The sequence below is a fragment of the Bradyrhizobium sp. CIR48 genome, from assembly GCF_014198315.1.
In the GTDB taxonomy this organism is placed as follows: Bacteria; Pseudomonadota; Alphaproteobacteria; order Rhizobiales; family Xanthobacteraceae; genus Bradyrhizobium.
Genome location: NZ_JACIHG010000001.1, coordinates 882,317 through 903,793, shown reverse-complemented (window position 1 = coordinate 903,793; position 21,477 = coordinate 882,317). Strand labels below are relative to the sequence as shown.

Genomic DNA, 21,477 nt, shown 5'->3' with positions numbered 1-21,477 from the left:
TTCTGACGGATCGTGCGACCGGGCGCCGCAATGGCGGATGTGCAAACCGGCCTCATTCTGATAGCAGAAGCCATGGATACCCAGCAGGATTCCCTGAAGCCGAAACCGGCGATCCGCGCCGCGGCCTTTTCGGTGCACATCTTCACCGCGTTCGGCGCGGCGATCGCGCTATTGGCGATGCTGGAGGCCGTGCGCGAGCACTGGGCGGCGATGTTTCAATGGCTGGGCGTCGCCCTGATCATCGACGCGGTCGACGGGCCGATCGCGCGCCGGCTCGACGTCAAGAACGTGCAGCCGAACTGGTCGGGCGACGTGCTCGATCTCGTGGTCGACTTCGTCACCTATGTCTTCGTGCCGGCCTACGCGATCGTCGCCAGCGGCCTGCTGCTGCCGGTCGCGGCGCCCTTGCTCGGCGTCGCCATCATCGTCACCAGCGCACTATATTTCGCCGATCTGCGCATGAAGGCGGACGACAATCATTTCCGCGGCTTCCCGGCGCTGTGGAATGCGGCGGCGTTCTATCTGTTCCTGCTGCACTGGCCGCCGCTGTGGTCGACGCTGCTGGTGGCAGCGCTCGTCGTGCTGACCTTCGTGCCGTTTCACGTGCTCCATCCGGTCCGCGTCGTGCGGCTGCGCTGGCTGACGATGTCGCTGATCGCGATCTGGGCGCTGCTCGCCCTCTACGTGCTGGAGATGGATTTCCGCGTCGGCGCCGGCGTCACCGTCGCACTCTGCGCGATCGCGCTCTGGATCAGCTTCAGCGATGCGTTGATACGACTGGTAAGATCCTTCGCATGATGCATCTGTTGACCAGCCCGGAAGCCTGGGCCGCGCTGCTCACCCTGACTGCGCTCGAGATCGTGCTCGGCATCGACAACGTCATCTTCCTGTCGGTGATCGTCTCGCGCATCCCCCAGCAGCAGGCCGATCGCGCCCGCAAGATCGGGCTCGCTCTCGCGCTGGTCTTCCGCATCATGCTGCTCAGCGTCCTGGTCTGGCTGATCGGCCTGACCGCGCCGGTCTTTTCATTCAAGGGTTCGGACTTCTCCTGGCGCGACCTCATCCTGATCGGCGGCGGCCTGTTCCTGATCGCGAAGGCGACGCACGAGATCCACGCCGAGGTCGAGGCCGATGACGGCGAGGGCGATCAGAAATCCGGCGGCAGCGCCTTCTTCTGGGTGATCATCCAGATCATCGTCATCGACATCGTGTTCTCGCTGGATTCGATCATCACCGCGATCGGCATGGCCCAGGACGTCGAGATCATGATCGCGGCGGTCGTGATCGCCTGCCTGATCATGTACATTTCGTCGGGCCCGGTGTCGCGCTTCGTCGCGGAGCATCCGACCACGAAAATGCTGGCGCTGGCGTTCCTCGTGCTGATCGGCGTCGCGCTGGTCGCGGACGGATTCCAATTCCATATTCCGCGGGGCTACATCTATTTTGCAATTGCGTTCTCGGCGGCCGTTGAATTCTTCAACGTGCTGGCCAAGCGCAATCGCAGGAAGACCAGCACGCCGTCGGTTTAGGCGTTCCAGCTACATCGAGTTGACAAGGCGGGCGCGATGTCTTTCGGTGGCCTTTGAGAAGAGGAGGTCAGGTGATGACCAAAGCGGTCCGTGTGCACAAGGTCGGGGGCCCAGAAGCCCTGGTCTATGAGAGCGTCGATGTCCCGGCGCCCGGCCCCGGCGAGGTGCGCATCCGCCAGCATGCGGTCGGCCTGAACTTCATCGACGTCTATTACCGAACCGGTCTCTACAAGGCGCCGGGGCTGCCCTTCATTGCCGGCAACGAGGCCTCGGGCGAGGTCATAGCCGTCGGGCCTGGCGTGACGCATTTCCATCCCGGCGATCGCGTCGCCTACTACCACAATCTCGGAGCCTATACCGGCGAGCGCAACATTCCCTGGGAGAAGCTGGTCAAGCTGCCCGATCACATCACCCACGAGCAGGGCGCCGTGCTGATGCTCAAGGGCCTGACGGTGTGGTATCTCCTGCACAAGACCTTCAAGGTCGAGCCGCATCACCGCGTGCTGGTCCATGCCGCCGCCGGCGGCATCGGCCTTTTGGCCTGCCAATGGGCGAGGGCGCTCGGGGCCCACGTCATCGGCACGGTCGGCTCGCGCGAGAAGGCCGAGCTCGCCGAGGCCAATGGCTGCGATCACGTCATCCTCTACAACGAGGAAGACTTCGTCGCGCGCGTCAAGCAGATCAGCCGCAACGAGGGCTGCGACGTCGTCTATGACGGCGTCGGCAAGGCGACCTTCCCGGGCTCGCTGTCGTGCCTGAAGCCGCGCGGCATGTTCGTCTCCTTCGGCAACGCCTCCGGGCCGGTGCCGCCGTTCGCGATCGCCGAGCTCAACAATCACGGCTCGCTGTTTGCGACGCGGCCGAAGCTCAACGATTACGTCGGCACGCGCAAGGAGCTGCTCGAAGGCGCCGACACGCTGTTCGCCGCCGTGATCAACGGCAAGCTGCACGTGCCGATCAACCACGCCTACGCGCTGAAGGATGCCGCGAAGGCGCATATCGATCTCGAAAGCCGCAAGACCACGGGCGCTTCGATTTTGAAGCCGTAGGTTCCCGTCATTGCGGGCGAAGCGAAGAAATCCAGAACTGTCTCCGCGGATGCTGCTCTCGTAGGGTGGGCAAAGGTGCGAAGCGCCGTGCCCACCCTTTCTGAGTGGTGGGCACGCTTCGCTTTGCCCACCCTACGGCACTGCCTCCAGGAGAACGAGACAGTTGCTACGCCACGCGCCGTGCCGCGCCGGCCTTGGTCAAGATCCCATCGAGACAATCGATCATCTCGGCGATCTCTGCCTTTGCGACGTTCAGCGCCGGCATGAAGCGCAGCGTGTCGAGTTGCGGCGCGTTGAGAAGCACGCCTTCCTCGAACGCCTGCGCGACGATTCCGGGAGCGATCGGCAGCTTGAGGTCGAGCGCGAGCAGCAGCCCGCGTCCCCGCACACCGCCGAGGCCGTGCCGGGCCGAGACCTTCTGCAGCTCGCTCTCGAGCAAGAGGCCAGTCTCGGCGACCTGCTTCAGGAAATCCGGCTTGCTGACCTCCTCGAGCACGGCGAGCCCCGCCGCGCACATGATCGGGTTGCCGTTGAACGTGCCGCCCTGGTCGCCGTGCTCGAAGCACGAGGCGCGTTCGGTCGCGAGCAGGGCAGCGAGCGGTACGCCGCCGCCGATACCCTTGCCGAGCGTCATGATGTCGGGCGCGATCCCGGTGTGCTCGTAGTGGAAGAGTTTTCCGGTCCGGCCCATGCCGGTCTGGATCTCGTCGAAAATGAGCAGCAGGCCGTGCGCATCGGTCAGCGCGCGTAGCTGCTGAAGGAACGCATCGGTCGCCGGCCAGACGCCTGATTCACCCTGGATGGGCTCGAGCATCACCGCGACGGTGTTGTCGTTGATCAGTTTCTCGACCGAGGCGATGTCGTTCAGCTTCGCCTTCTTGAAGCCCGATACTTTCGGCTCGAACAGCGGCTCGAACGCCTTCTTGCCCGAGGCCGACATCGTCGCCAGCGTTCGGCCGTGAAAGCCGCCTTCGAAGCTGATGATCTCGAACGCGCCGCCTTTGTGCAGGCTGCCATATTTGCGCGCGAGCTTGATCGCACCCTCGTTGGCTTCCGCGCCGGAATTGGCAAAGAACACCTGGTCGAAGGCGCTGTTCGCGACCAGCGCTTGCGCCAGCTTGAGGCTCGGCTCGTTGTAGAAGGCCGGGCTCGGCGTCAGCAGCCGACTGGCCTGTGCGGAAAGCGCGTCGGCAACCGCGGGCGGGGAGTGGCCGAGGCAGTTGACGGCCCAGCCCTGCACGAAATCGAGATAGCGTTTGCGGTCGTCGTCCCAGAGGTAGGAGCCCGCGCCGCGGACGAACACGGCCTTGGGCCGTGCGGTGATGTCCATCAGCGCGTCGTACGGATGCGTGGTCATGTCGAACTCCTCTGGAGGCGGGTGGAAAACGGGCGCAAAAAGCAGAAAGGCCGCACCTTGCGGGTGCGGCCTTCTCGAAAACTTCAGCTGAATTCAGCGGTTCAGCGGCGTCGTCGGACATGGCGCACCCTCTCATCGTCGCGGGAGCGACGACGGAGCATTTCGGTGCGCAGTTGGGTCCGGAAATTGATCATGGGGCGCGTCCGTACAGCCGAATAGCAGGGCTTGTCAAGCAGGCTTTTTGCAGGATGCTCGCCGAGCGTGCATCGTCACGTCGGGTGCGCGGCCTCGACGGCCTCTTCATCGCCCCAATCCGCGTCCGCGATCGCGGTGTCGATCAGCTCACCGCGCAGCAGCTTGAGCGGCGAATTCCAGTACAGAGCGATGTTGTGGAAGGGGTCGGTCAGCACCTTGAACACCCAGACGAGGCCGGTCGTGACGTCACGCGTGGCGAAGAGCTGGAGCATGCGGGCAAGACCGCCACTGACGCCGATCGCGAGCCAGAGCGTGCCGACGTGACGGACGAAATCGAGACGCGTGGCGGGCGGATCGAACAGCCCGAACAGGGAAGGGAACGCGTACAGCGCAACCGGTGCGCTGCCCCACACCAGCAGCAGGATGATCTTGCGGGTCTGGTTGTAGCCGACCTTGACCGCTTCCTTGTAGTCGTTGCTGACGTCGTTGACGGTATCATAGCCGTTCGGCTCGAAGAAGAAATGCCCGGTCTGCCGCGTCAGCATCGCAAGCCAGCCGACGATGCCCGCGAGCGCTGCGTCCTTGAACAGCAAGGCGTAGCAGCCGAGAAAGATCACGGCGCTGACGAGATGCAGGGTCTGGTTGACGGTGCTCTGGTGGTAGAAGCGGTAATCGTCGAAGCGCTGCCTGCGCAGCATGTTCGAGAGACGGCTCATTCTTATTCCTCGCTCGCGTTGAAAGGCGCGGCAGAACTAGGACGAGTCCGTGACCTCTGCGTGAATGCACTATAGTGTCACATTCCTGCGTGACGGTTACTCGACGCCGTAATGCGAGAATACATCGGCGATGTCGGCATTGATTGCCTTTGCGGCCGCGATGTCGCGCTCGGCGCCTTCACCGTCACCCTTCTTGCGCTTCGCCAATCCGCGGCCGTAGAGCGAGCCGTCGAGCCTCGGCTTGATGCTCAGCGCGGCATCGTAATCGGCAATCGCCCCGTCGAGGTTGCCGAGCTTCAGATGGGCGAGGGCGCGGCTGTCCAGCGTGTCGGCATCGTTGGGAGCCATCTTCAGCGACTGCTCGCAATCGGCCAGCGCCTCCTGCAGGCGGCCGACGATCGCGCGGGTGAAGCATCGCGAATTGAACACGTCCGCACGGCTCGCATTCGCTCTAATGGAGCGGTCGTAATCGTCGAGCGCCAGCGTGTAGTCGTGCGTATCGAAATACATGTTCGCGCGCGCATAGAAGTCGCGGTCGTTGTTCGGACTGAGATCGATCGATTTGGCGAAATCGGCCAGCGCTCGGGGACGGTCGCCGCGGTCGCGATAGACGCGGGCGCGGTTGCCGTAGGCCGGCCCGTAGTTCGGGTTGAGCTTGATCGACAGATCGAAGTCCGCAAGTGCGCTCGCGTCGTCGCCGTGGTTGCTGAAGGCGGTGCCGCGATTGAAATAGGCGAGCGCGAAATTCGGATCGAGCTTGATGGCCTGATCGTAGTCGGCCATCGCGCGCTCGTACGCCTTGTTGTGAATGTGGGAGTTGCCCCGGTTGTTGTAGTAGAGCGGGTCGCGGGCGTTCAGCCGGATGGCACGCGTGTAGTCGGCAATGGCGTGATCTTTCTCGCCGAGATCGTCATGGGCAATTCCCCTGTTGTACCAGAGGTCGGAATGCCCAGGATTGAGCTCGATCGCACGGTTGAAGTCCACCAGCGCACGCGCGGCGTCGCCCTTGCGCCGAAGCATCTCGCCGCGATTGGCGAGCGCATGCACATCGTTGGGATTGGCCTTGAGCACGGCCGAGCAGCCCTCGATGCGCCGTTCCTCGTGGCCCATGTCGTCGTCCTCGTAACACCATTGGCGCAGCTGTGCGGCTGAGGGGGATCGCGCCGTAGCGGGGGTGGACAGCGCGAGCAGGGCCATCGCCATGCCAATGGTCGCCAGCTTGAACCAAATTCCTGATGTTTCGTCGTATTCCATTTGCGTACCGCATCGAAACCATTGCGCCTCTAGCGCGTTTGTGATCGAAGGACGCGACTTGGTTCGAACCGGAAGCAATTCGGGCGAGACCAAGAGGGACGGGACCAACCAGACAGTTTTCAGCCTTGTCCGATACGCCTTATCCCATCGACCTCGACAGCATTCGCGGCGCATTTCCGCCGGGTATCGAAGCGCCGCCGCTGCTGGTCGACTTTGCCACCTGGCTCAAGGGGCGACCCTGGGGCAGCGTCGGCTGCTTCTCGCTGCAGGGCCAGTTCTCGGATCACGCGCCGATCACCGACGGCAGCCCCTTGCGGGACAGGTTTTCGCTGTTCATGCGGCTGCCGGACGGCTCGGCCGTCGGCGGCTGGTACGGCGCCGGTCTCGACCGCGACAATCCGCCGATCGTGGGACTGGGCTCGGAGGGCGACTACGAGCTGCTGGCGCCGAGCCTCGACGGCCTGCTCGCCAAACTGACGTCGCAACAATTCGACAATGCCTGGAGCGATCTCAAGCCGCATGACGAGGTCGAGCCGCAGACGGTCGAGCTCGCGCAATGGCTGGCCGGACGGCCGCTCGGCGAGCCGGCGACGTCCGACGACAATTCGTCGGAACTGCCTGACTTCCGCGGCTTCATGGAAAAATGGAGCCGGGATCGCGAAGACTACTGGGCCAATCACCGCCTGATGGCCGAGCTCGGCTGGCGGCTGGCCGCCCATCTGCCCAAGGGCAAGAAGCCCTGGGACCGGACGAGATTCGAGATCGCGATCGTCGGCAAGCAATACGAGGCGCGCGTGCTCTCGCACGGACCACAGCCGTTCGAGGAAGCCGCCTCGATCGAATCCCTGCTGCGCGACCTGCGCGAGGAGATGCGCCGCGCCCAGCCCGAGCTTGGCCTGTGGTACGCGATGAATTTTGGGCTCTATGCCGACGGCCGCGTCATGCCGAATTTCGAATACGATCTACGCCCGACCATCGACGGCGAGCCGGCGCTGCTCTCCGAGGCGAAAGCCGACCTCGCCCGCGCACCCCGGCCTGAGCGCTGGGTGCCGAAATGGCTGGCGACCTCCTGAACCTTCGGAATTCCGCGGGGCTGCCGTGCAGCCGGGCGCGCCGAGACCTTCCGCTGTCGCGCCATCAGTGCGTTCTAGCCCTTGCTTGACCTCGCGGGGACGGCACCTTCGATCCCTCTTGACTTAGAGCGCGCTCGAAGGGGTATCTGTACGTGCGTCAGTACGAGAACGGGCAAAAATGAAGATCGGCGACCTTGCAAGACGAACCGGCTTGTCGACTCACACGCTGCGCTACTATGAGCGCATCGGGCTGCTTCCATACGCTGACCGGGATCGCTCCGGTCAACGTGATTTTGACGCATCGATCCTCACATGGATCGAGTTCCTCGGTCGGCTCAAGACCACCGGAATGCCAATCCGGGACATGTTGCGTTATGCGGCGCTTCGTGATGACGGCGACGCCACCGGGCCAGCCCGGCGGCAGATGCTGGAAATCCATCGCGAACAGGTTCGCACGCAGATTGCCGAACTCCAGGAATGCCTGCTCGTCCTTGATACCAAGATTGCCGGCTACGCCGGCGACGAACAGAGGACGAAGGAAAATGACGCACGCCCAAACACACGCCGAAAGCCGCTTCGATCGCGGCCAGCGGGCCCTGTCACGCATTGACGGCAAGGCCGGCGAAAAGGTCGTCGCCTCACTCGCCGACATCGCTCCGGATTTCGCACGATACGTGATCGAGTTTCCCTTCGGCGACATTTACTGCCGCCCGGATCTCGGCCTGCGCGATCGAGAGATCGCGACGATCGCCGCGCTGACGGCGCTCGGAAATGCCGCGCCTCAGCTCAAAGTGCATATCGAGGCGGGGCTGAACGTCGGGCTTTCTCGCGACGAGATCGTGGAGATCATCATGCAGATGGCCGTCTATGCGGGCTTCCCGGCGGCAGTGAACGGGCTGTTCGCAGCCAAGGAGGTGTTCGCCGCGCAGCACGGACAGGAGCCGTCGGGCAACGCGACATGACGAACGTCGGCGCGGTGTATCGTGCATCGCCATAGTTCAGCGCACGCAGCCTGAACGCGGGCTGGTGGAATGGCTGACGCGCGCGCCGGTCTCGCCTGCGAACGCTGGGGACCGCAATGGCTGGCGGCGTCTTGGAGTCTCAGAACCCCGAGACGCTGCCGTGCAAATCGTACTGGTCGGCGCGCTCGATCTTCGCGGTGACGATCTCGCCGACGCGCAAGGGGCGGCGGCTCGTCAGATACACCGCGCCGTCGATCTCCGGAGCATCGGCCTTGGAGCGGCCCTTGGCCACCGTCGGGCCGACCTCGTCGATGATGATCTGCTGGCGGGTGCCGACCTTGCGCTTCAGCCTGCGCGCGGAGATCTTCTGCTGCCGGGCCATCAGAGCGTTGTAGCGCTCCTGCTTGACCTCTTCCGGCACCGGGTTCTCGATCGCGTTCGATGTCGCGCCCGCAACCGGCTCGTATTTGAAGCAGCCGAGCCGATCGATCTCGGCTTCATCGAGCCAGTCGAGCAGATAGGCAAAATCGGCGTCGGTCTCACCGGGGAAGCCGACGATGAAGGTCGAGCGCAAGGCAAGATCAGGACATTCCTCGCGCCAGCGCTTGATCCGCGCCAGCGTCTTGTCCTGCGCCGCCGGACGCTTCATCGCCTTCAGCACCTCGGGGCTCGCATGCTGGAACGGGATGTCGAGATAGGGCAGCACCTTGCCCTCATTCATCAGCGCGATGACCTCGTCGACGTGCGGGTAGGGGTAGACATATTGCAGCCGGACCCATGCGCCGAGCTCACCGAGCTCGCGCGCGAGGTCGAGGAATCTGGCGCGGACCTGGCGGTCCTTCCACGGGCTCTCGGCGTATTTGAGATCGACGCCATAGGCCGAGGTGTCCTGCGAGATCACCAGCAGCTCCTTGACGCCGGCGCCGACCAGGCGTTCGGCCTCGCGCAGCACGTCATTGGCCGGACGCGAGACGAGGTCGCCGCGCAGCTTCGGAATGATGCAGAAGGTGCAGCGGTTGTTGCAGCCTTCGGAGATCTTCAAGTAAGCGTAGTGGCGCGGCGTCAGCTTGATGCCCTGCGGCGGCACCAGGTCCAAATGCGGATTGTGGGCCGGCGGCAGCGCGCGGTGCACGGCGTCGAGCACGCTCTCGTATTGCTGCGGACCGGTGATCGAGAGCACGCCGGGATAGGCCTGCTCGATCTGCTCGGGTTCCGCGCCCATGCAGCCCGTGACGATCACCTTGCCGTTCTCGGCCATGGCCTCGCCGATCGCCGACAGCGATTCCTGCTTGGCGCTGTCGAGGAAGCCGCAGGTGTTGACGATGACGATATCGGCGCCATCGTGCTTGCGGGCGAGCTCATAGCCCTCGGCGCGCAGGCGCGTGATGATGCGCTCGGAATCCACCAATGCCTTGGGACACCCGAGCGACACGAAGCTGACCTTGGGCGCAGCCGTCTGATCCATATCCAAATCTGCCTGATTGACCGGCCTGAGCTAGTCCCAATTGCCCACAATTACAACCCTTTGCAGGGCGTTCCGGCGTGCTATGGATGAATCACCTGCCGTGAGTGAGCTATGAGCGCCGAACAGTCGCCCAAAATCGTGATCGTCGACGAAAGCCCGATCCGCGCTGCGATCCTGGAGGAAGGATTGCGGGAGGCTGGATTCACGCAAGTGGTCCATATCCGCGAGATGCAGAGCCTGCTTGCCCGTATTTATGCGGTCGACCCCGATATCATCCTGATCGATCTCGAGAACCCCAGCCGCGACGTGCTGGAGGCGATGTTCCAGGTCAGCCGCGCCGTGAAGCGGCCGATCGCCATGTTCGTCGACCAGAGCGATTCAGCCTCGATCCAGGCCTCGGTCGAGGCGGGGGTATCCGCCTACATCGTCGACGGGCTGAAGAAGGAGCGCATCAAGCCGATCCTCGACCTCTGCGTGTCCCGCTTCAACGCCTTTGCCAAGCTCCAGGAGGAGCTCGAGCGCACCAAGTCGCAGCTCGAGGACCGCAAGATCATCGAACGCGCCAAGGGCATCCTGATGAAGGTGAAGGGCCTCACCGAGGACGAGGCCTACGTGCTGCTGCGCTCCACCGCCATGCGCGAGAAGAAGAAAATCGGCGAGATCGCGCAGTCGATCATCACCGCGTCGGAGATGCTGAAATGACCGTTCCCCTCCGCATCGGGTTCATCCCGCTGGTCGATGCCGCAGCGCTGATCGTCGCCGTCGACAAGGGATTTGCCGCCGCCGAAGGGCTCGAGGTCGAGCTCGTGCGCGAGGTGTCCTGGTCCAACGTCCGCGACAAGCTCAATATCGGCCTGTTCGACGCCGCTCATCTGCTCGCGCCCGTGGCGATCGCATCCTCGCTCGGGCTCGGTCACGTCAAGGTGCCGATCGCCGCGCCCTTCAGTCTCGGCATCAACGGCAACGCGATTACGGTGTCGCCGGCGCTCCATGCGGCGCTGATGGAGGAGATCGACGGCGACCGCTTCGATCCGATGGCCACGGCGAAAGCGCTGGCGAAGGTGGTTGCCAAGCGGCGCAAGGCGGGTGCCGAGCCGCTGACCTTCGGCATGACCTTCCCGTTCTCGACCCACAATTATCAGCTGCGGTTCTGGATGGCCGCGGCCGGGGTCGATCCCGACGAAGACGTCCGCCTCGTGGTGCTGCCGCCGCCCTACATGGTCGACAGCCTCAAGAGCGGCCATGTCGATGCGTTCTGCGTCGGTGCGCCCTGGAATTCGATCGCCGTCGATCTCGGCATCGGTCACATCCTGCATTTCGTCTCCGACATTCTCGTGCGCGCGGCGGAGAAGGTGCTGGCGGTTCGCCAGGTCTGGGCCGACACGCATCCGGACGTCGTCGCCAGCCTGGTGCGCGCGGCGGTGAAGGGGGCCGAGTTCATCGAGCAGCCCGCGAACCTGGCTGAGGCGGCGCATATTCTGGCGCAGCCCGAGCGGATCGGCGTCGATGCCGAAGTGATCCAGCGCACCCTGACTGGGCGGCTGAAGATCTCCCCTGACGGCACGTTCCGCGAAAGCGGCCGCTATCTCCTGGTGGGGCGGGAAGAGGCGGGGCGGCCCGATCCGGTCCAGGCCGCCTGGCTCTATGCGCAGATGGTGCGTTGGGGGCAGACGGCGCTCAGTCCGGAGGGTGTCAAGACGGCGATGGCCGTTTTCAGGCCCGACCTCTACGATGCGGCCCTCGGCCGCCGGCCGCCCGAGCAGGCTCTCGCCGCGTTCGGGGCATTCGCCGGCCCGGTGTTCAATCCCGACGACATCCAGGGGCATCTTAGGGCCTTCGAGGTCGGGCGATGGAAGGCTTGATTCGGGCCTGCGTATTTTTTAGGCAGCAAGTATCATTGCCTAAAGTTTGATCCGGATGCCCGAATTTCGTGAAAGCTCGCCGTCCGGGAATTCCCGGGGTGGCGCCTAATCATCTGAAATAGCGATATTTTCCATTTTGGCCAAGCTGGCACGCAACTTGAATGTTGCAGTGCGGCCAGCTTGTCACAGGTGCCTGCTGAGCCGAGTCCCGCAGCAACGAAGCTGATCGGACCGTCGGGAAACGAAGCCGGCTCTTAAGGGCCAGCCCAGTTCCTCGCGGGTCGCGCCAATGTCCGTCGATGCCACCCAGGTGGCCGCAGGAGCTTCGTTACCGACCATGAAAATCGATACGCTCGCAGTCGACTTTACCGACGAGCAGAAACGCTATCTCGAAGGTTTTACGACCGGTCTGCAGATCAGCCGGGTCGGTCGCGGTCTCGGCGGCGGAGGCGGCGCCGGCAAGCCGAACGCCGAGCCTGTTGGTCCCGATGCCGTGCACATCAAGGCGCAGGACAAGGTCATCGCGTCGGGCAAGAAGCTCGCCGACCAGGAGAAGTTCAAGCGCGACGAGCATCCCTTCGATGCTTATCCGCGGCTGCGCCAGCAAGCGCTCGACAACACGCCGCCGAGCCCGGCGGACAATTTCCGCTGGCGCTATTACGGCATCTTCTATGTCGCGCCGACGCAGGACTCCTACATGAGCCGCCTGCGGATTCCGAACGGCATCATGAAGCATTGGCAGATGTCGGGCCTTGCCGATCTCGCCGACGAGCTCTGCGGTCCCTACAGCCACGTCACGACGCGCGCCAATCTCCAGCTCCGCGAGATTCCGCCGAAGAATGCCGTGAAGCTGATCGAGGGTATCCAGGACCTCGGCCTGTGCTCGCGCGGCTCCGGCGCCGACAACATCCGCAACGTCACGGGCACGCCGACGGCCGGCATCGATCCGCAGGAAATCATCGACACGCGGCCCTATGCGCGCGAATGGCACTACCACATCCTCAACGATCGCTCGCTCTACGGCTTGCCGCGCAAGTTCAACGTCGCCTTCGACGGTGCCGGCAGGATCGCGGTGCTCGAGGAGACCAACGACATCGCCTTCACGGCGTATGAGGTGAAGGACGGCTTTGGCGTCGAGCCCGGAATCTGGTTCCGCCTCGGCCTCGGCGGCATCACCGGCCACAAGGACTTTGCGAAATATTCCGGCATCATCGTCAAGCCGGAGCAGGCGACGGCCGTCGCCGATGCCATCGTGCGGGTGTTCATCGACCATGGCGATCGCACCAACCGCAACAAGGCGCGGCTGAAATATGTGCTCGACGCCATGGGCCATGACGGCTTTCTCAAGCTCGTCGAGGAACGGCTGAAGACGCCGTTCACGCACGTGCCGGAAGAGGCGTTCGCGCCTCGGCCCGCGGCGGACCGCATGGCGCATGTCGGCGTGCACAAGCAGAAGCAGGACGGCCTCAACTGGATCGGCGTCTCGCTGCCGCTCGGCAAGCTCAGCTGCGATCAGATGCGCGGTCTTGCCAGGGCCTCGCGCGACCTCGGCGACGGTGAGATCCGCCTGACGGTCTGGCAGAACCTGCTGATATCAGGGGTGCGCGACGAGAACGTCGCGCTCGCCGTCGCCGCCATCAAGCAGATCGGGCTCGCGGTCGAGGTTTCGCACATCCGCGCCGGACTGATCGCCTGCACCGGCAACGCCGGCTGCCGTTTCGCGGCGTCCAACACCAAGCGCAGCGCGGCCGAGATCGGTGATTGGTGCGAGCCGCGCGTCGCCATGGACAAGCCGGTCAACATCCATGTCACTGGCTGCCACCATTCATGCGCACAGCATTACATCAGCGATATCGGCCTGATCGGTGCGCGCGTGCCGGTGAACGAGGACGACACGGTCGAGGGCTATCACCTCTTCACCGGTGGCGGGTTCGGCCCCGACGCGGACGTCGGGCAGGAGGTCTATCACGACCTCAAGGCCGAGGACGCACCGAAGACGGTCGAAGGACTGCTCAAGGCCTATATCGCCCATCGCTCGTCACCCGACGAAACCTTCCTGTCCTTTGCGCGCCGCCATGAGGGCGAAACACTGCGCAAGCTTGCCGATGCACAGGTGTCCGCATGAACCAGATCACGCCTCCGCCGAAACTCGATATCATCCCCGCCAGCGCCCCGTTCTCCGACGCGCAGCGCTCCTGGCTGAACGGCTTCTTTGCCGGGTTGCTCTCGCCCGATGTCGCCGCGCCGCTGTCAGCGGAGCAGGGCGCCGCCGTCATGCAAGGCGCAGCCGGCGACGGTGACGACGGCGAGGCGCCCTGGCACGACCAGACCATGCCGATCGCCGACCGGATGAAGCTTGCGGAGGGCCGTCCCGTCCGCCGCAAGATGATGGCGGCGATGGCGCAGCAGGATTGCGGCCAGTGCGGTTACAATTGCCACGACTATTCGGAGGCGATCGCGGGCCGCAGCGAAGCACGGCTCAACCTCTGTGTCCCCGGCGGCAAGGAAACCGCGCGGATGCTGAAGTCGCTGTACGAGGAGCTGGACAAGGCGCCGGCGGCCAAGGCGGCTGACAAGACGGACGCGGTGACCGCGCCGGCCGTGACCGTGATGATCGCGGAGCCGGGCCGCTCGCGCGACAACCCCGTGACCGCGACCTTCCTCTCGCGCCGTCTGCTCAACAAGGGCAAGTCCGAGAAGGAAACCTATCACGTCGAGTTCGATCTCTCCGAGAGCAAGCTCGACTACGTCGTGGGCGACAGTTTTGGCGTGTTCGCGCGCAACGAGGTCGGCCTCGTCGACCAGATCATCGCGCTGCTCGGCGCCTCCCATACCACCAAGGTCAACGGCAAGACGTTGCGCGAGGTGCTGATCGACGACGTCTCGCTGTCGCCGGCACCCGACACGCTGTTCGAATTGATCTCCTTCATCACCGGCGGCGCTCAGCGCGAGAAGGCGCGGGCGCTGGCGCAGGGCGAGGATCCCGACGGCGATGCCGCCACGCTCGACGTCATGGCGGCGCTGCAGAAGTTTTCGGGTACGCGGCCGCATCCGGAGGCCTTCGTCGAGGCGCTCGAGCCGCTGCAGCCGCGGCTCTATTCGATCTCGTCCTCGCACAATGCGACGCCCGGAAAGCTGTCGCTGACCGTCGATTCCGTGCGCTACGTCGTCGGCAAGCGCAAGCGCCTCGGTGTCGCCTCGACCTTCCTCGGCGAGCGCATTGGTGAAGGCGAGAATCTCAAGGTCTATGTGCAGAAGGCGCACGGTTTCGGCCTGCCGCAGGACCCGAAGACGCCCGTGATCATGATCGGTCCCGGCACCGGCATTGCGCCGTTCCGCGCCTTCCTGCTGGATCGCAAGGCCACCGGTGCACCCGGCAAGAACTGGCTGTTCTTCGGCCATCAGCGCAGCGATTGCGACTTCTTCTACCAGGAGGAGCTCAATGCGATGAAGACCTCGGGTCTGCTGACGCGCATGTCGCTGGCCTGGTCGCGCGACGGCGAGAAGAAGTTCTACGTGCAGGACCGTATGCGCGAGGTCGGCCGCGAGGTGTGGACCTGGCTCGCCGAAGGCGCGCATCTCTACATCTGCGGCGATGCCAAGCGCATGGCCAAGGACGTCGAGCGCGCGCTGGTCGACATCGTCGCCCAGTTCGGGGCCCGTTCGACCGACGAAGCTGTCAGCTTCGTCGCCGAACTCAAGAAGACCGGCCGCTTCCAGGCTGACGTGTACTAAGGCGATCGTCACGCTACTGTCATCCGGGCCGGTTCCAACCGGCTCGAATTTGAACGAATAAGATTCTCGGAACCTGCACCTGGAGAGAATTTACGTCTGCGATGCGGCCGCTTCGGAGGAGGCGCATCGCTATTTCCTCCGGCATCTTGCCTCCCGCCCTGGTTGATCCCTCATAATCCTGCAAATGGGGCGTTGGAGATCGACCATGCGCGAACTATCGGCGGAAGCCAGGCTGCACTTCTACGCGCGCTCGCTCTCGCGTCGGACCGGGGCGAGCATGCATCATTTCGCGCTCTACAGTGCGTTTGCCGTGATCGCGGCGATCGTGTTCGGCACGTTGTCGATACACCCGTTCTAAAGATCCTGCTCGGTCTCGTAGGGTGGGCAAGCGCTGGTGCCCACCGCCTGTGTCAATCAGACAGAGATCGTGGGCACGGCGCTATGCGCCTTTGCCCACCCTACGGCACCGCGGCACCTGATGTGCCTCACGCCCCGCGCTTGAACGGCGCCACTTCGATCCCTGCATCCTTCAACGCCTGACGCAAGGTCCGCGCGATCTCGACGGCGCCGTGCGTGTCGCCATGAATGCACACCGTGTCGGTGCGCATCTTGATGACCTTGCCCGTCACCGAGACCACCGCGCCGTCCTGCACCATGCGCACCACGCGGTCGGCAATCGCCTTGGCGTCGTGCAGCACCGCGCCGGGCTTCTTGCGCGAGACGAGATTGCCGTCGTCCTCATAGGCGCGGTCGGCGAACACCTCGTGCACCATCGGCAGATTGGCGGCTTCGCCGGCCTTCACCAGCTTGGAATTGGCGAGCACGACGAAGATCAGGCTGGGATCGACCGCCCGGATGCCGGCGGCGATCGCCTTCGCCGTCATGTCGTCCTCGCAGGCGACGTTGGAGAGCGCGCCATGGGCCTTCACATGCGTGACCTTGTGGCCTGCCGCGGTCGCGATCGCCTGTAGCGCTCCGATCTGGTAGGCGACGAGGTTCTCGATCTCGGACGCCTTCAGGCCCGCGATCGGATGGCGGCCAAAACCGTGCAGGTCGCGATATCCGGGATGGGCGCCGACCGAGACGCCGCGCGCCTTCGCCAGTTCCACCGTCCGGCGCATGATGTCGGGATCGCCGGCATGGAAGCCGCAGGCGACGTTGACCGAGCTTGCGAGCTCGATCATCGCGGGATCGTTGCCCATCTCCCACGCGCCAAAACCTTCGCCGAGGTCGCAATTGAGATCGATTGTCTTCATGGGTTGCCTCTCCGCCTCTGGTCGTCGTGTCGTTTATGGCTCCGCCGTCACCTGCCAGGTCCCGGCATCCACGGCGCTCACAGCATAGCCCGCGACGTTGGCATCGCTGAGCGCCTCGATGTTGAGCGCGACGGTGTCGGCAGAGCGCAGGCGATCGGGCAGGTTGCGGATCAGTTGCGCAAATTTCCTCGCCTCGTCCTGCGCCTCGGCCATGCTCACAGCCCTGAAGCGGAACGCGGTTCCCGCCGAGGTCTGGGCGAGGCGGCCGACGTCGGCGGTGATGACGGTTGCGATCTTCGGATAGCCGCCGGAGGTGCCGCGGTCCATCATCAGCGCGATCGGCGAGCCGTTGCCGGGCACCTGGATGCTGCCGTTGACCGTGCCGTCGGAGACGATGTTGTGGCCGTGCAGATGCTTGATCGCGGGTCCTTCGAGCCGGTAGCCCATGCGGTCGGAGGTCGCCGAGATCTTCCACTCGCTGTCCAGGAACAGCGCCTTGTTGGCGTCGTCGAACTCGTCGTCCTGCGGCCCCAGCACGACGCGGATCGGACCGCTCACGGGCTTTGGCAGCTCGATCCGCAATTCCGGGGCGCCGCTCGCGGCATCGACCGAAAATTCATCACCGGCCTGGAGCGGGCGCGGGTAGGGGCTGCCGAGGCCGGCGCGGGCATTCACCGCGAGACTGCCGAACACCATTTCGCCTTTGATGGCGCCTTCGATGGCGAGATAGGTGAACGCGCCGCCGCGGGCAAAGCCCAACGTCAGCGTCTCGCCGTCCTTCAGCGTCACCGATGTGTCCATCGCGACCGGGTTCCCGGCGACGTCCGCATTGCGCGGCGCGCCTGAAATTGCAACACGCACGGCGCCATCGCGCGCGGTGAAGGCGGCGCCGAACGGGCCGATCTCTACAGTGGCCGCGAACGGCTCGTTGCCGACCAGCGTGTTCGCCGCAGCCAGCGACAGGCGGTCCATGGCGCCGCTGACCGTCAGACCATAGCGCTGTGCGCCGTGGCGTCCGCCGTCCTGCACGGAGCTAGCCGGGCCGATGCTGGCGACGACGAGCCGGCTCATGCGTCCACCTGCTCGGCGACGATCTCGCCGGCTTCCGCAGCGCGGTCCAGCTCCTCGAAGGTCTTGTGATCGATGGAGAAGAACGTCACGCGGTCACCGGGTTCGGTGAGGAAGGTCGGATCGCGGTGGAGCTGATAGGTTCTGACAGGCGTGCGGCCGAGCAGATGCCAGCCGCTCGGGGCGGCGAGGCACTGGATCCCGGCCTGGACGCCACCGATCGAGATCGTGCCGGCGGGCGTCAGCAGCCGAGGATTTTGCCGCCGCGACATGTGCAGCGATTTGTCGAGGCCGCTGAGATAGGACCAGCCCGGCGTGAAGCCGATCATGGCGACCTTGTAGTCGCCGCCCGCATGCCGGGCGACGATGTCATCAGGCGTGGTGCTCAGCGCCTTGGCGACATCCTCGAGGTCGATGCCATGCTCGCCGCCATAGGCGACGGGAATGCGCCAGCGCCGCGCCTTGGTGACCGGCGGCGGCGGCTGGATAGCGATCGGGAGCAGTTGGTCGCCCAGCGCATCGAAACCGATCTTGCCGGGATCGTAGTGCACCAGCAGCGAGCGATAGGTTGGCACAGTCTCGGTGATGCCATCGATGGGGCTTGCTGCGAGCGCCTTGTCCAGCGCCAGCACGCGCTGGTTGGCATCGTCGTCGATGGTGCGGCTGAACTCGACCGTGACGGCGCTGTCGCCACTGGGCAGAAGGCGGGGCGGGGGGAGCGTCGCGGCCATTGAGCTGTCGAAGAGCTGTCGAAATCGGGCTTTTGCGGGAGCGGGCTCTATCTTGAGTTCCGCCTCACCCCTGCTTCGCGTAAATGCGCCCGCAAGTCCAATAAATTAATGCAGGAGGCCACGATAAGGCTTTGTTATCGCGTCGCATAACAGCCCACCGGCCCTGCATTATTGATAGCCTCTTGGCCCTTGACGCAAAGCGCCCGGCTCGCAAGATGCGCTCGTTCTTTCCCGCCCATCCGGAGCTCGTCTGTTTCCATGTCGCTGTCCCCCGAAGCCCGCAAGATCCTCGCCGGCATCACCACTGCCACCATCACCACGGTCCTGCTGAAAAAGGGCCTGCGCAATGTGTGGATGCGGGGCGCGCGGCCGCTGCGCCCCGGCCTGCCGCGTCTGGTGGGGCCGGCCTTCACGCTGCGCTTCGTGCCGGCGCGCGAGGATCTGGCGACGCCGGAATCCTGGTCGTCGCCGATCTCGACCCGCACCGCGATCGAGGCGATGCCCGAGGGTTGCATCGCCGTGGTCGATGCCATGGGCATCACCGATGCCGGCATCTTCGGCGACATCCTCTGCGCCCGCATGATGAAGCGCGGTGTCACCGCGCTCGTCACCGACGGCGTCGTGCGTGACGTCGAGGGCGTGCTCGGCACCAATCTGCCGGTGTGGTGCGACGGCTATGCCGCGCCGCCTTCGGTCGCCGGCCTGACCTTCGTCGGCTGGGGCGAGCCGATCGGCTGCGGCGGGGTTGCCGTTTTTCCGAACGACATCGTGGTCGCCGACCAGGACGGCTGCGTGCTGATCCCGCAGGCGATGCTCGAGCACGTGCTCAACGAGGGCGTCGAGCAGGAGCGGATGGAGGCCTGGATCGTCAACGAGGTGAACAACGGCGCGGTGCTGCCCGGCCTCTACCCCATGAACGCGGAAACCAAGGCGCGCTACGCCGCCAGCAAGAAGTAACGAAGCGAGGACCCCATGGAGATCACTGTTGCCGGCACGCGGCTGACCCGCCGCGCGCCCAAGGAAAACTTCACCGGTACCGTGTGGCAAGACCCCATCATCATGGCGCCCGCGCCGGCACGGCTGAACTGCTCGCGCGTCGCCTTCGAGCCCGGCGCGCGCACCAATTGGCATCACCATCCGCTCGGGCAGACGCTCTACGTCATCTCCGGCGTTGGCCGCGTCCAGACCAAGGGCGGTCCCGTCAGGGAGATCCGCCCCGGCGACACCGTCTGGATTCCGCCGGGTGAATTGCACTGGCACGGCGCTTCGCCGACCAACGGCATGTGCCACATCGCCATGCAGGAGGCGCTCGACGGGACCTACTCGACCTGGCTGGAGCCGGTGACCGACGCGGAGTACGGCGCGGCGCTGGGCTGAGGCGCACATGTCCCGGATCAGCGGCGCAGCGTTACCGGACGATGCTTCGCATCGCCTAGGCTGCACCGCGCCCGGGACACGGCAACCTACATCCGTTCCGCCGTCCAGGTGCCCGTGCACAGCGCGCCGCGCCAGGTGCCGGAGCCCGAGGTGCCGCTGAGCCGGCCGAAGCCGACGGCGCGCTTGATGCCGGTGCTCAAGGTGACGTTGATGCTGCCGGCGTCCGCCACGCGGCCCGATGCCGTCACCGCGGCGCTGGTCGATGCGATCTGCCCATTGTTGATACCGATCGCGACGGTGGCGCCGTTGCCGCAGGTCTCGCTCGAGGACGAGATCCGCACGTTCCAGGCGCCGTCGAAGCTGGTCGATGCTGCATTTGCCTGTCCGCAGAGCAGGGCGGCGGCCCAGATCGCGGCAAAGATACCCTTGCAAAGACGTCGCATGACACGCCCCATTGGCTGAACCTGCGGGGCATCGTGTCACGACATGGGGCGGACCGATGTGAGGGGTGTCACGGATGCGGTCGGACGGTCCAACGCGATCGTGTCGGAGCGCTGCCGCATCAGCCAGGCAGAGCCGTGAACGGGGGCGTTAGTGCCATCACCTCGCTTTCGCGGTGCGATCGATCACGCGCGCCAGCGAGACGGCGGAGTTTGTATCGACCAGCGGGGCCTTGCCGACTGTCTTTCGCAATGCGAACGCCTCGGACGCAAAAAGCTTGTCCGGATCATCAGGGGCGTCCTTGATGCCGGTAAGCAGGCGGATCTGCATGCCCTTCAGGAGCTCCGTCACGGCCGGTTTGGCGATTGTCTTGTCGTTGGGGTCGGCCAGGAGTGCCTCTTCCCAGCCGCGGTGAGCATTCTTGGGTGTCACTCGCTCCACAAGCTTATCGTAGCTGGTCTGGTAGGCGCCGATGGCCACGAGGCGATCGTTTTCGGCGAGCTCAGGCGAAGTGATCACCTCGGAGCGCAGAGTCAGCATCTGCTCGTCCGCATGCTCCAGCTCCCGCTTCATGATGCTGCTTGCAACACCCTGCCAGTGTCGGTGAAATCCGAGCTGCGTGAGAGGGTTGATCGTATCAGGTCCCTCGGGCAGCAGGCTGGCCGTGAACTCTATGGCCAGAAGGCAATAGTCCAGGCCAGACACGCGCTGGCCGTCCAGCAGCAATTTGTCGTCCGTCACCACCAGTCGCTTGGCAACCGCTTCGTCCAGGTCGGGGCCGGCAACCAGGAGATAGCCGCTGCGGGCGAGCGCATTGCCGTCGGCATAGGAGAACAAGGGCGTGACGATGTTGAGTCCGAACAGGCCCGCGACCCGGTCGTAGATCTTTTCAGCCACGCGCAACCCGTCGGAAACGCCCGGCGCGAGCCCGGTCTGTGTGGTCAGGTCGGCCGCCAGTTGCAGGACCTGTTGCGCGACGTCGTGAAACGGAAGGCGGAACAGCCCGACGAACAGGGACAAATTGTCCTGCTTCATGGGCGCGCGCCTGACGGCGTAGATATTCTTGAAGTCGACATACCCCGGAGCGGCACCGGCGGCCTTCAGCTGAGCTGCGATCTCATCATTGCTCAGGATCGTGGGTCGGCGCTGACGTCCGTCGCCGAAGCTGAACTCGGTGAGCACGACGCCGAGCGGAAGGAACGAGCTGAAAAACTTGCCGCCCTCGCGCAAGCCCATTTCGACCATGCGCACGCCGAAATAGCTCGCTTCGGGCTGGAAGGTCTGTCCCGCGGTCATCGCGTTGCCACCGCTCGACGCGACGTAACCGACATAGGGGCGCCGCAACTCGCGGCTCGCCCAGTGTTCCACGACGTTCTTGAGTGTGGCCCAGACTGTCATGACATCCTT

Annotated in this window: 22 protein-coding genes; 13 read left to right on the top strand and 9 right to left on the bottom strand. The window is 64.8% G+C overall.

Annotated features, from left to right (window positions below):
- Positions 1-30: 30 nt before the first annotated feature.
- From pcsA to GGD66_RS04415, 3 genes are all read left to right on the top strand, one after another.
- Entirely contained in the window at positions 31-798 is a 768-nt protein-coding gene (gene pcsA, locus GGD66_RS04425) for a phosphatidylcholine synthase (RefSeq protein WP_026201945.1), read from the top strand.
- A complete protein-coding gene (locus tag GGD66_RS04420; RefSeq protein WP_018317977.1) occupies positions 795-1,529 on the top strand; it encodes a TerC family protein in 735 nt (244 codons plus the stop codon). Before pcsA ends, GGD66_RS04420 begins: the two co-directional genes overlap by 4 nt.
- A 74-nt stretch (positions 1,530-1,603) precedes the next feature.
- Positions 1,604-2,578: a quinone oxidoreductase gene (locus GGD66_RS04415; RefSeq protein ID WP_018317978.1), complete on the top strand. Its 975-nt coding sequence runs from the start codon at positions 1,604-1,606 to the stop codon at positions 2,576-2,578.
- Between the two features lie 166 nt (positions 2,579-2,744).
- Here GGD66_RS04415 and GGD66_RS04410 read toward each other — a convergent pair whose 3' ends face one another.
- The 3 genes from GGD66_RS04410 to GGD66_RS04400 form a co-directional block, all read right to left on the bottom strand.
- Positions 2,745-3,935 (bottom strand): acetylornithine transaminase, encoded by a 1,191-nt coding sequence (locus tag GGD66_RS04410; RefSeq protein ID WP_183256962.1) that lies wholly within the window; start codon positions 3,933-3,935, stop codon positions 2,745-2,747.
- Positions 3,936-4,204: 269 nt separating this feature from the next.
- A complete protein-coding gene (locus GGD66_RS04405; protein WP_026201946.1) occupies positions 4,205-4,846 on the bottom strand; it encodes a membrane protein in 642 nt (213 codons plus the stop codon).
- A 96-nt stretch (positions 4,847-4,942) separates the two neighbouring features.
- Positions 4,943-6,100 (bottom strand): tetratricopeptide repeat protein, encoded by a 1,158-nt coding sequence (locus tag GGD66_RS04400; RefSeq protein ID WP_183256961.1) that lies wholly within the window; start codon positions 6,098-6,100, stop codon positions 4,943-4,945.
- Positions 6,101-6,225: 125 nt separating this feature from the next.
- Between GGD66_RS04400 and GGD66_RS04395 the strand changes: the two genes are divergently transcribed.
- The 3 genes from GGD66_RS04395 to GGD66_RS04385 all read left to right on the top strand — a co-directional run bounded on the left by GGD66_RS04395 (position 6,226) and on the right by GGD66_RS04385 (position 8,135).
- Positions 6,226-7,173 carry a hypothetical protein gene (locus GGD66_RS04395; protein ID WP_026201947.1) on the top strand — a complete coding sequence of 316 codons (948 nt, stop codon included), beginning with the start codon at positions 6,226-6,228 and terminating at the stop codon, positions 7,171-7,173.
- Positions 7,174-7,351: 178 nt separating this feature from the next.
- Positions 7,352-7,783 carry a MerR family transcriptional regulator gene (locus tag GGD66_RS04390; RefSeq protein ID WP_091963536.1) on the top strand — a complete coding sequence of 144 codons (432 nt, stop codon included), beginning with the start codon at positions 7,352-7,354 and terminating at the stop codon, positions 7,781-7,783.
- Positions 7,716-8,135, top strand: a complete 420-nt coding sequence (locus GGD66_RS04385; RefSeq protein ID WP_183257149.1) for a carboxymuconolactone decarboxylase family protein — start codon at positions 7,716-7,718, stop codon at positions 8,133-8,135. Before GGD66_RS04390 ends, GGD66_RS04385 begins: the two co-directional genes overlap by 68 nt.
- Before the next feature lie 139 nt (positions 8,136-8,274).
- Here GGD66_RS04385 and rimO read toward each other — a convergent pair whose 3' ends face one another.
- Positions 8,275-9,600 (bottom strand): 30S ribosomal protein S12 methylthiotransferase RimO, encoded by a 1,326-nt coding sequence (rimO, locus tag GGD66_RS04380; protein ID WP_183234312.1) that lies wholly within the window; start codon positions 9,598-9,600, stop codon positions 8,275-8,277.
- A gap of 111 nt (positions 9,601-9,711) precedes the next feature.
- On the opposite strand from rimO, the gene GGD66_RS04375 reads away from it, so the two are divergent.
- From GGD66_RS04375 to GGD66_RS04355, 5 genes are all read left to right on the top strand, one after another.
- The gene (locus GGD66_RS04375; RefSeq protein ID WP_008564898.1) at positions 9,712-10,302 is read left to right on the top strand and encodes an ANTAR domain-containing response regulator; all 591 of its coding nucleotides are present in this window, start codon (positions 9,712-9,714) and stop codon (positions 10,300-10,302) included.
- A complete protein-coding gene (locus GGD66_RS04370; protein ID WP_183256960.1) occupies positions 10,299-11,462 on the top strand; it encodes a CmpA/NrtA family ABC transporter substrate-binding protein in 1,164 nt (387 codons plus the stop codon). Before GGD66_RS04375 ends, GGD66_RS04370 begins: the two co-directional genes overlap by 4 nt.
- Positions 11,463-11,799: 337 nt before the next feature.
- The gene (locus GGD66_RS04365; protein WP_183256959.1) at positions 11,800-13,587 is read left to right on the top strand and encodes a NirA family protein; all 1,788 of its coding nucleotides are present in this window, start codon (positions 11,800-11,802) and stop codon (positions 13,585-13,587) included.
- Complete coding sequence (locus GGD66_RS04360; RefSeq protein ID WP_183256958.1) at positions 13,584-15,197, top strand: sulfite reductase subunit alpha; 1,614 nt, start codon at positions 13,584-13,586, stop codon at positions 15,195-15,197. Before GGD66_RS04365 ends, GGD66_RS04360 begins: the two co-directional genes overlap by 4 nt.
- A 205-nt stretch (positions 15,198-15,402) precedes the next feature.
- Positions 15,403-15,555 carry a hypothetical protein gene (locus tag GGD66_RS04355; RefSeq protein ID WP_165637618.1) on the top strand — a complete coding sequence of 51 codons (153 nt, stop codon included), beginning with the start codon at positions 15,403-15,405 and terminating at the stop codon, positions 15,553-15,555.
- Between the two features lie 127 nt (positions 15,556-15,682).
- On the opposite strand, the gene GGD66_RS04350 is transcribed toward GGD66_RS04355, so the two are convergent.
- From GGD66_RS04350 to pxpB, 3 genes are read right to left on the bottom strand one after another with little or no spacing between them, the layout of a single operon-like run.
- Positions 15,683-16,453 (bottom strand): LamB/YcsF family protein, encoded by a 771-nt coding sequence (locus GGD66_RS04350; RefSeq protein ID WP_018317990.1) that lies wholly within the window; start codon positions 16,451-16,453, stop codon positions 15,683-15,685.
- A 33-nt stretch (positions 16,454-16,486) separates the two neighbouring features.
- A complete protein-coding gene (locus GGD66_RS04345; RefSeq protein ID WP_183256957.1) occupies positions 16,487-17,524 on the bottom strand; it encodes a biotin-dependent carboxyltransferase family protein in 1,038 nt (345 codons plus the stop codon).
- The gene (gene pxpB / locus GGD66_RS04340) at positions 17,521-18,252 is read right to left on the bottom strand and encodes a 5-oxoprolinase subunit PxpB (protein WP_183256956.1); all 732 of its coding nucleotides are present in this window, start codon (positions 18,250-18,252) and stop codon (positions 17,521-17,523) included. Before pxpB ends, GGD66_RS04345 begins: the two co-directional genes overlap by 4 nt.
- Before the next feature lie 258 nt (positions 18,253-18,510).
- Between pxpB and GGD66_RS04335 the strand changes: the two genes are divergently transcribed.
- On the top strand, positions 18,511-19,209 hold the full coding sequence (locus GGD66_RS04335) for a ribonuclease activity regulator RraA (RefSeq protein ID WP_018317993.1): 699 nt from the start codon (positions 18,511-18,513) through the stop codon (positions 19,207-19,209).
- A 15-nt stretch (positions 19,210-19,224) separates the two neighbouring features.
- Positions 19,225-19,629 carry a cupin domain-containing protein gene (locus tag GGD66_RS04330; RefSeq protein ID WP_018317994.1) on the top strand — a complete coding sequence of 135 codons (405 nt, stop codon included), beginning with the start codon at positions 19,225-19,227 and terminating at the stop codon, positions 19,627-19,629.
- Positions 19,630-19,715: 86 nt separating this feature from the next.
- Here GGD66_RS04330 and GGD66_RS04325 read toward each other — a convergent pair whose 3' ends face one another.
- The gene (locus GGD66_RS04325) at positions 19,716-20,072 is read right to left on the bottom strand and encodes a hypothetical protein (RefSeq protein WP_179736696.1); all 357 of its coding nucleotides are present in this window, start codon (positions 20,070-20,072) and stop codon (positions 19,716-19,718) included.
- 157 nt (positions 20,073-20,229) lie between these two features.
- Positions 20,230-21,468 carry a hypothetical protein gene (locus GGD66_RS04320; protein WP_183256955.1) on the bottom strand — a complete coding sequence of 413 codons (1,239 nt, stop codon included), beginning with the start codon at positions 21,466-21,468 and terminating at the stop codon, positions 20,230-20,232.
- Positions 21,469-21,477 lie beyond the last annotated feature (9 nt).

What these genes read in the sequence shown, in the direction of transcription:
- pcsA (WP_026201945.1), top strand. Translation starts at nt 31, where the DNA reads ATGGCGGATGTGCAAACCGGCCTCATTCTGATAGCAGAAGCCATGGAT.
- GGD66_RS04420 (WP_018317977.1), top strand. Translation starts at nt 795, where the DNA reads ATGATGCATCTGTTGACCAGCCCGGAAGCCTGGGCCGCGCTGCTCACC.
- GGD66_RS04415 (WP_018317978.1), top strand. Translation starts at nt 1,604, where the DNA reads ATGACCAAAGCGGTCCGTGTGCACAAGGTCGGGGGCCCAGAAGCCCTG.
- GGD66_RS04410 (WP_183256962.1), bottom strand. Translation starts at nt 3,935, where the DNA reads ATGACCACGCATCCGTACGACGCGCTGATGGACATCACCGCACGGCCC.
- GGD66_RS04405 (WP_026201946.1), bottom strand. Translation starts at nt 4,846, where the DNA reads ATGAGCCGTCTCTCGAACATGCTGCGCAGGCAGCGCTTCGACGATTAC.
- GGD66_RS04400 (WP_183256961.1), bottom strand. Translation starts at nt 6,100, where the DNA reads ATGGAATACGACGAAACATCAGGAATTTGGTTCAAGCTGGCGACCATT.
- GGD66_RS04390 (WP_091963536.1), top strand. Translation starts at nt 7,352, where the DNA reads ATGAAGATCGGCGACCTTGCAAGACGAACCGGCTTGTCGACTCACACG.
- GGD66_RS04385 (WP_183257149.1), top strand. Translation starts at nt 7,716, where the DNA reads ATGACGCACGCCCAAACACACGCCGAAAGCCGCTTCGATCGCGGCCAG.
- rimO (WP_183234312.1), bottom strand. Translation starts at nt 9,600, where the DNA reads ATGGATCAGACGGCTGCGCCCAAGGTCAGCTTCGTGTCGCTCGGGTGT.
- GGD66_RS04375 (WP_008564898.1), top strand. Translation starts at nt 9,712, where the DNA reads ATGAGCGCCGAACAGTCGCCCAAAATCGTGATCGTCGACGAAAGCCCG.
- GGD66_RS04370 (WP_183256960.1), top strand. Translation starts at nt 10,299, where the DNA reads ATGACCGTTCCCCTCCGCATCGGGTTCATCCCGCTGGTCGATGCCGCA.
- GGD66_RS04365 (WP_183256959.1), top strand. Translation starts at nt 11,800, where the DNA reads ATGAAAATCGATACGCTCGCAGTCGACTTTACCGACGAGCAGAAACGC.
- GGD66_RS04360 (WP_183256958.1), top strand. Translation starts at nt 13,584, where the DNA reads ATGAACCAGATCACGCCTCCGCCGAAACTCGATATCATCCCCGCCAGC.
- GGD66_RS04355 (WP_165637618.1), top strand. Translation starts at nt 15,403, where the DNA reads ATGCGCGAACTATCGGCGGAAGCCAGGCTGCACTTCTACGCGCGCTCG.
- GGD66_RS04350 (WP_018317990.1), bottom strand. Translation starts at nt 16,453, where the DNA reads ATGAAGACAATCGATCTCAATTGCGACCTCGGCGAAGGTTTTGGCGCG.
- GGD66_RS04345 (WP_183256957.1), bottom strand. Translation starts at nt 17,524, where the DNA reads ATGAGCCGGCTCGTCGTCGCCAGCATCGGCCCGGCTAGCTCCGTGCAG.
- pxpB (WP_183256956.1), bottom strand. Translation starts at nt 18,252, where the DNA reads ATGGCCGCGACGCTCCCCCCGCCCCGCCTTCTGCCCAGTGGCGACAGC.
- GGD66_RS04335 (WP_018317993.1), top strand. Translation starts at nt 18,511, where the DNA reads ATGTCGCTGTCCCCCGAAGCCCGCAAGATCCTCGCCGGCATCACCACT.
- GGD66_RS04330 (WP_018317994.1), top strand. Translation starts at nt 19,225, where the DNA reads ATGGAGATCACTGTTGCCGGCACGCGGCTGACCCGCCGCGCGCCCAAG.
- GGD66_RS04325 (WP_179736696.1), bottom strand. Translation starts at nt 20,072, where the DNA reads ATGCGACGTCTTTGCAAGGGTATCTTTGCCGCGATCTGGGCCGCCGCC.
- GGD66_RS04320 (WP_183256955.1), bottom strand. Translation starts at nt 21,468, where the DNA reads ATGACAGTCTGGGCCACACTCAAGAACGTCGTGGAACACTGGGCGAGC.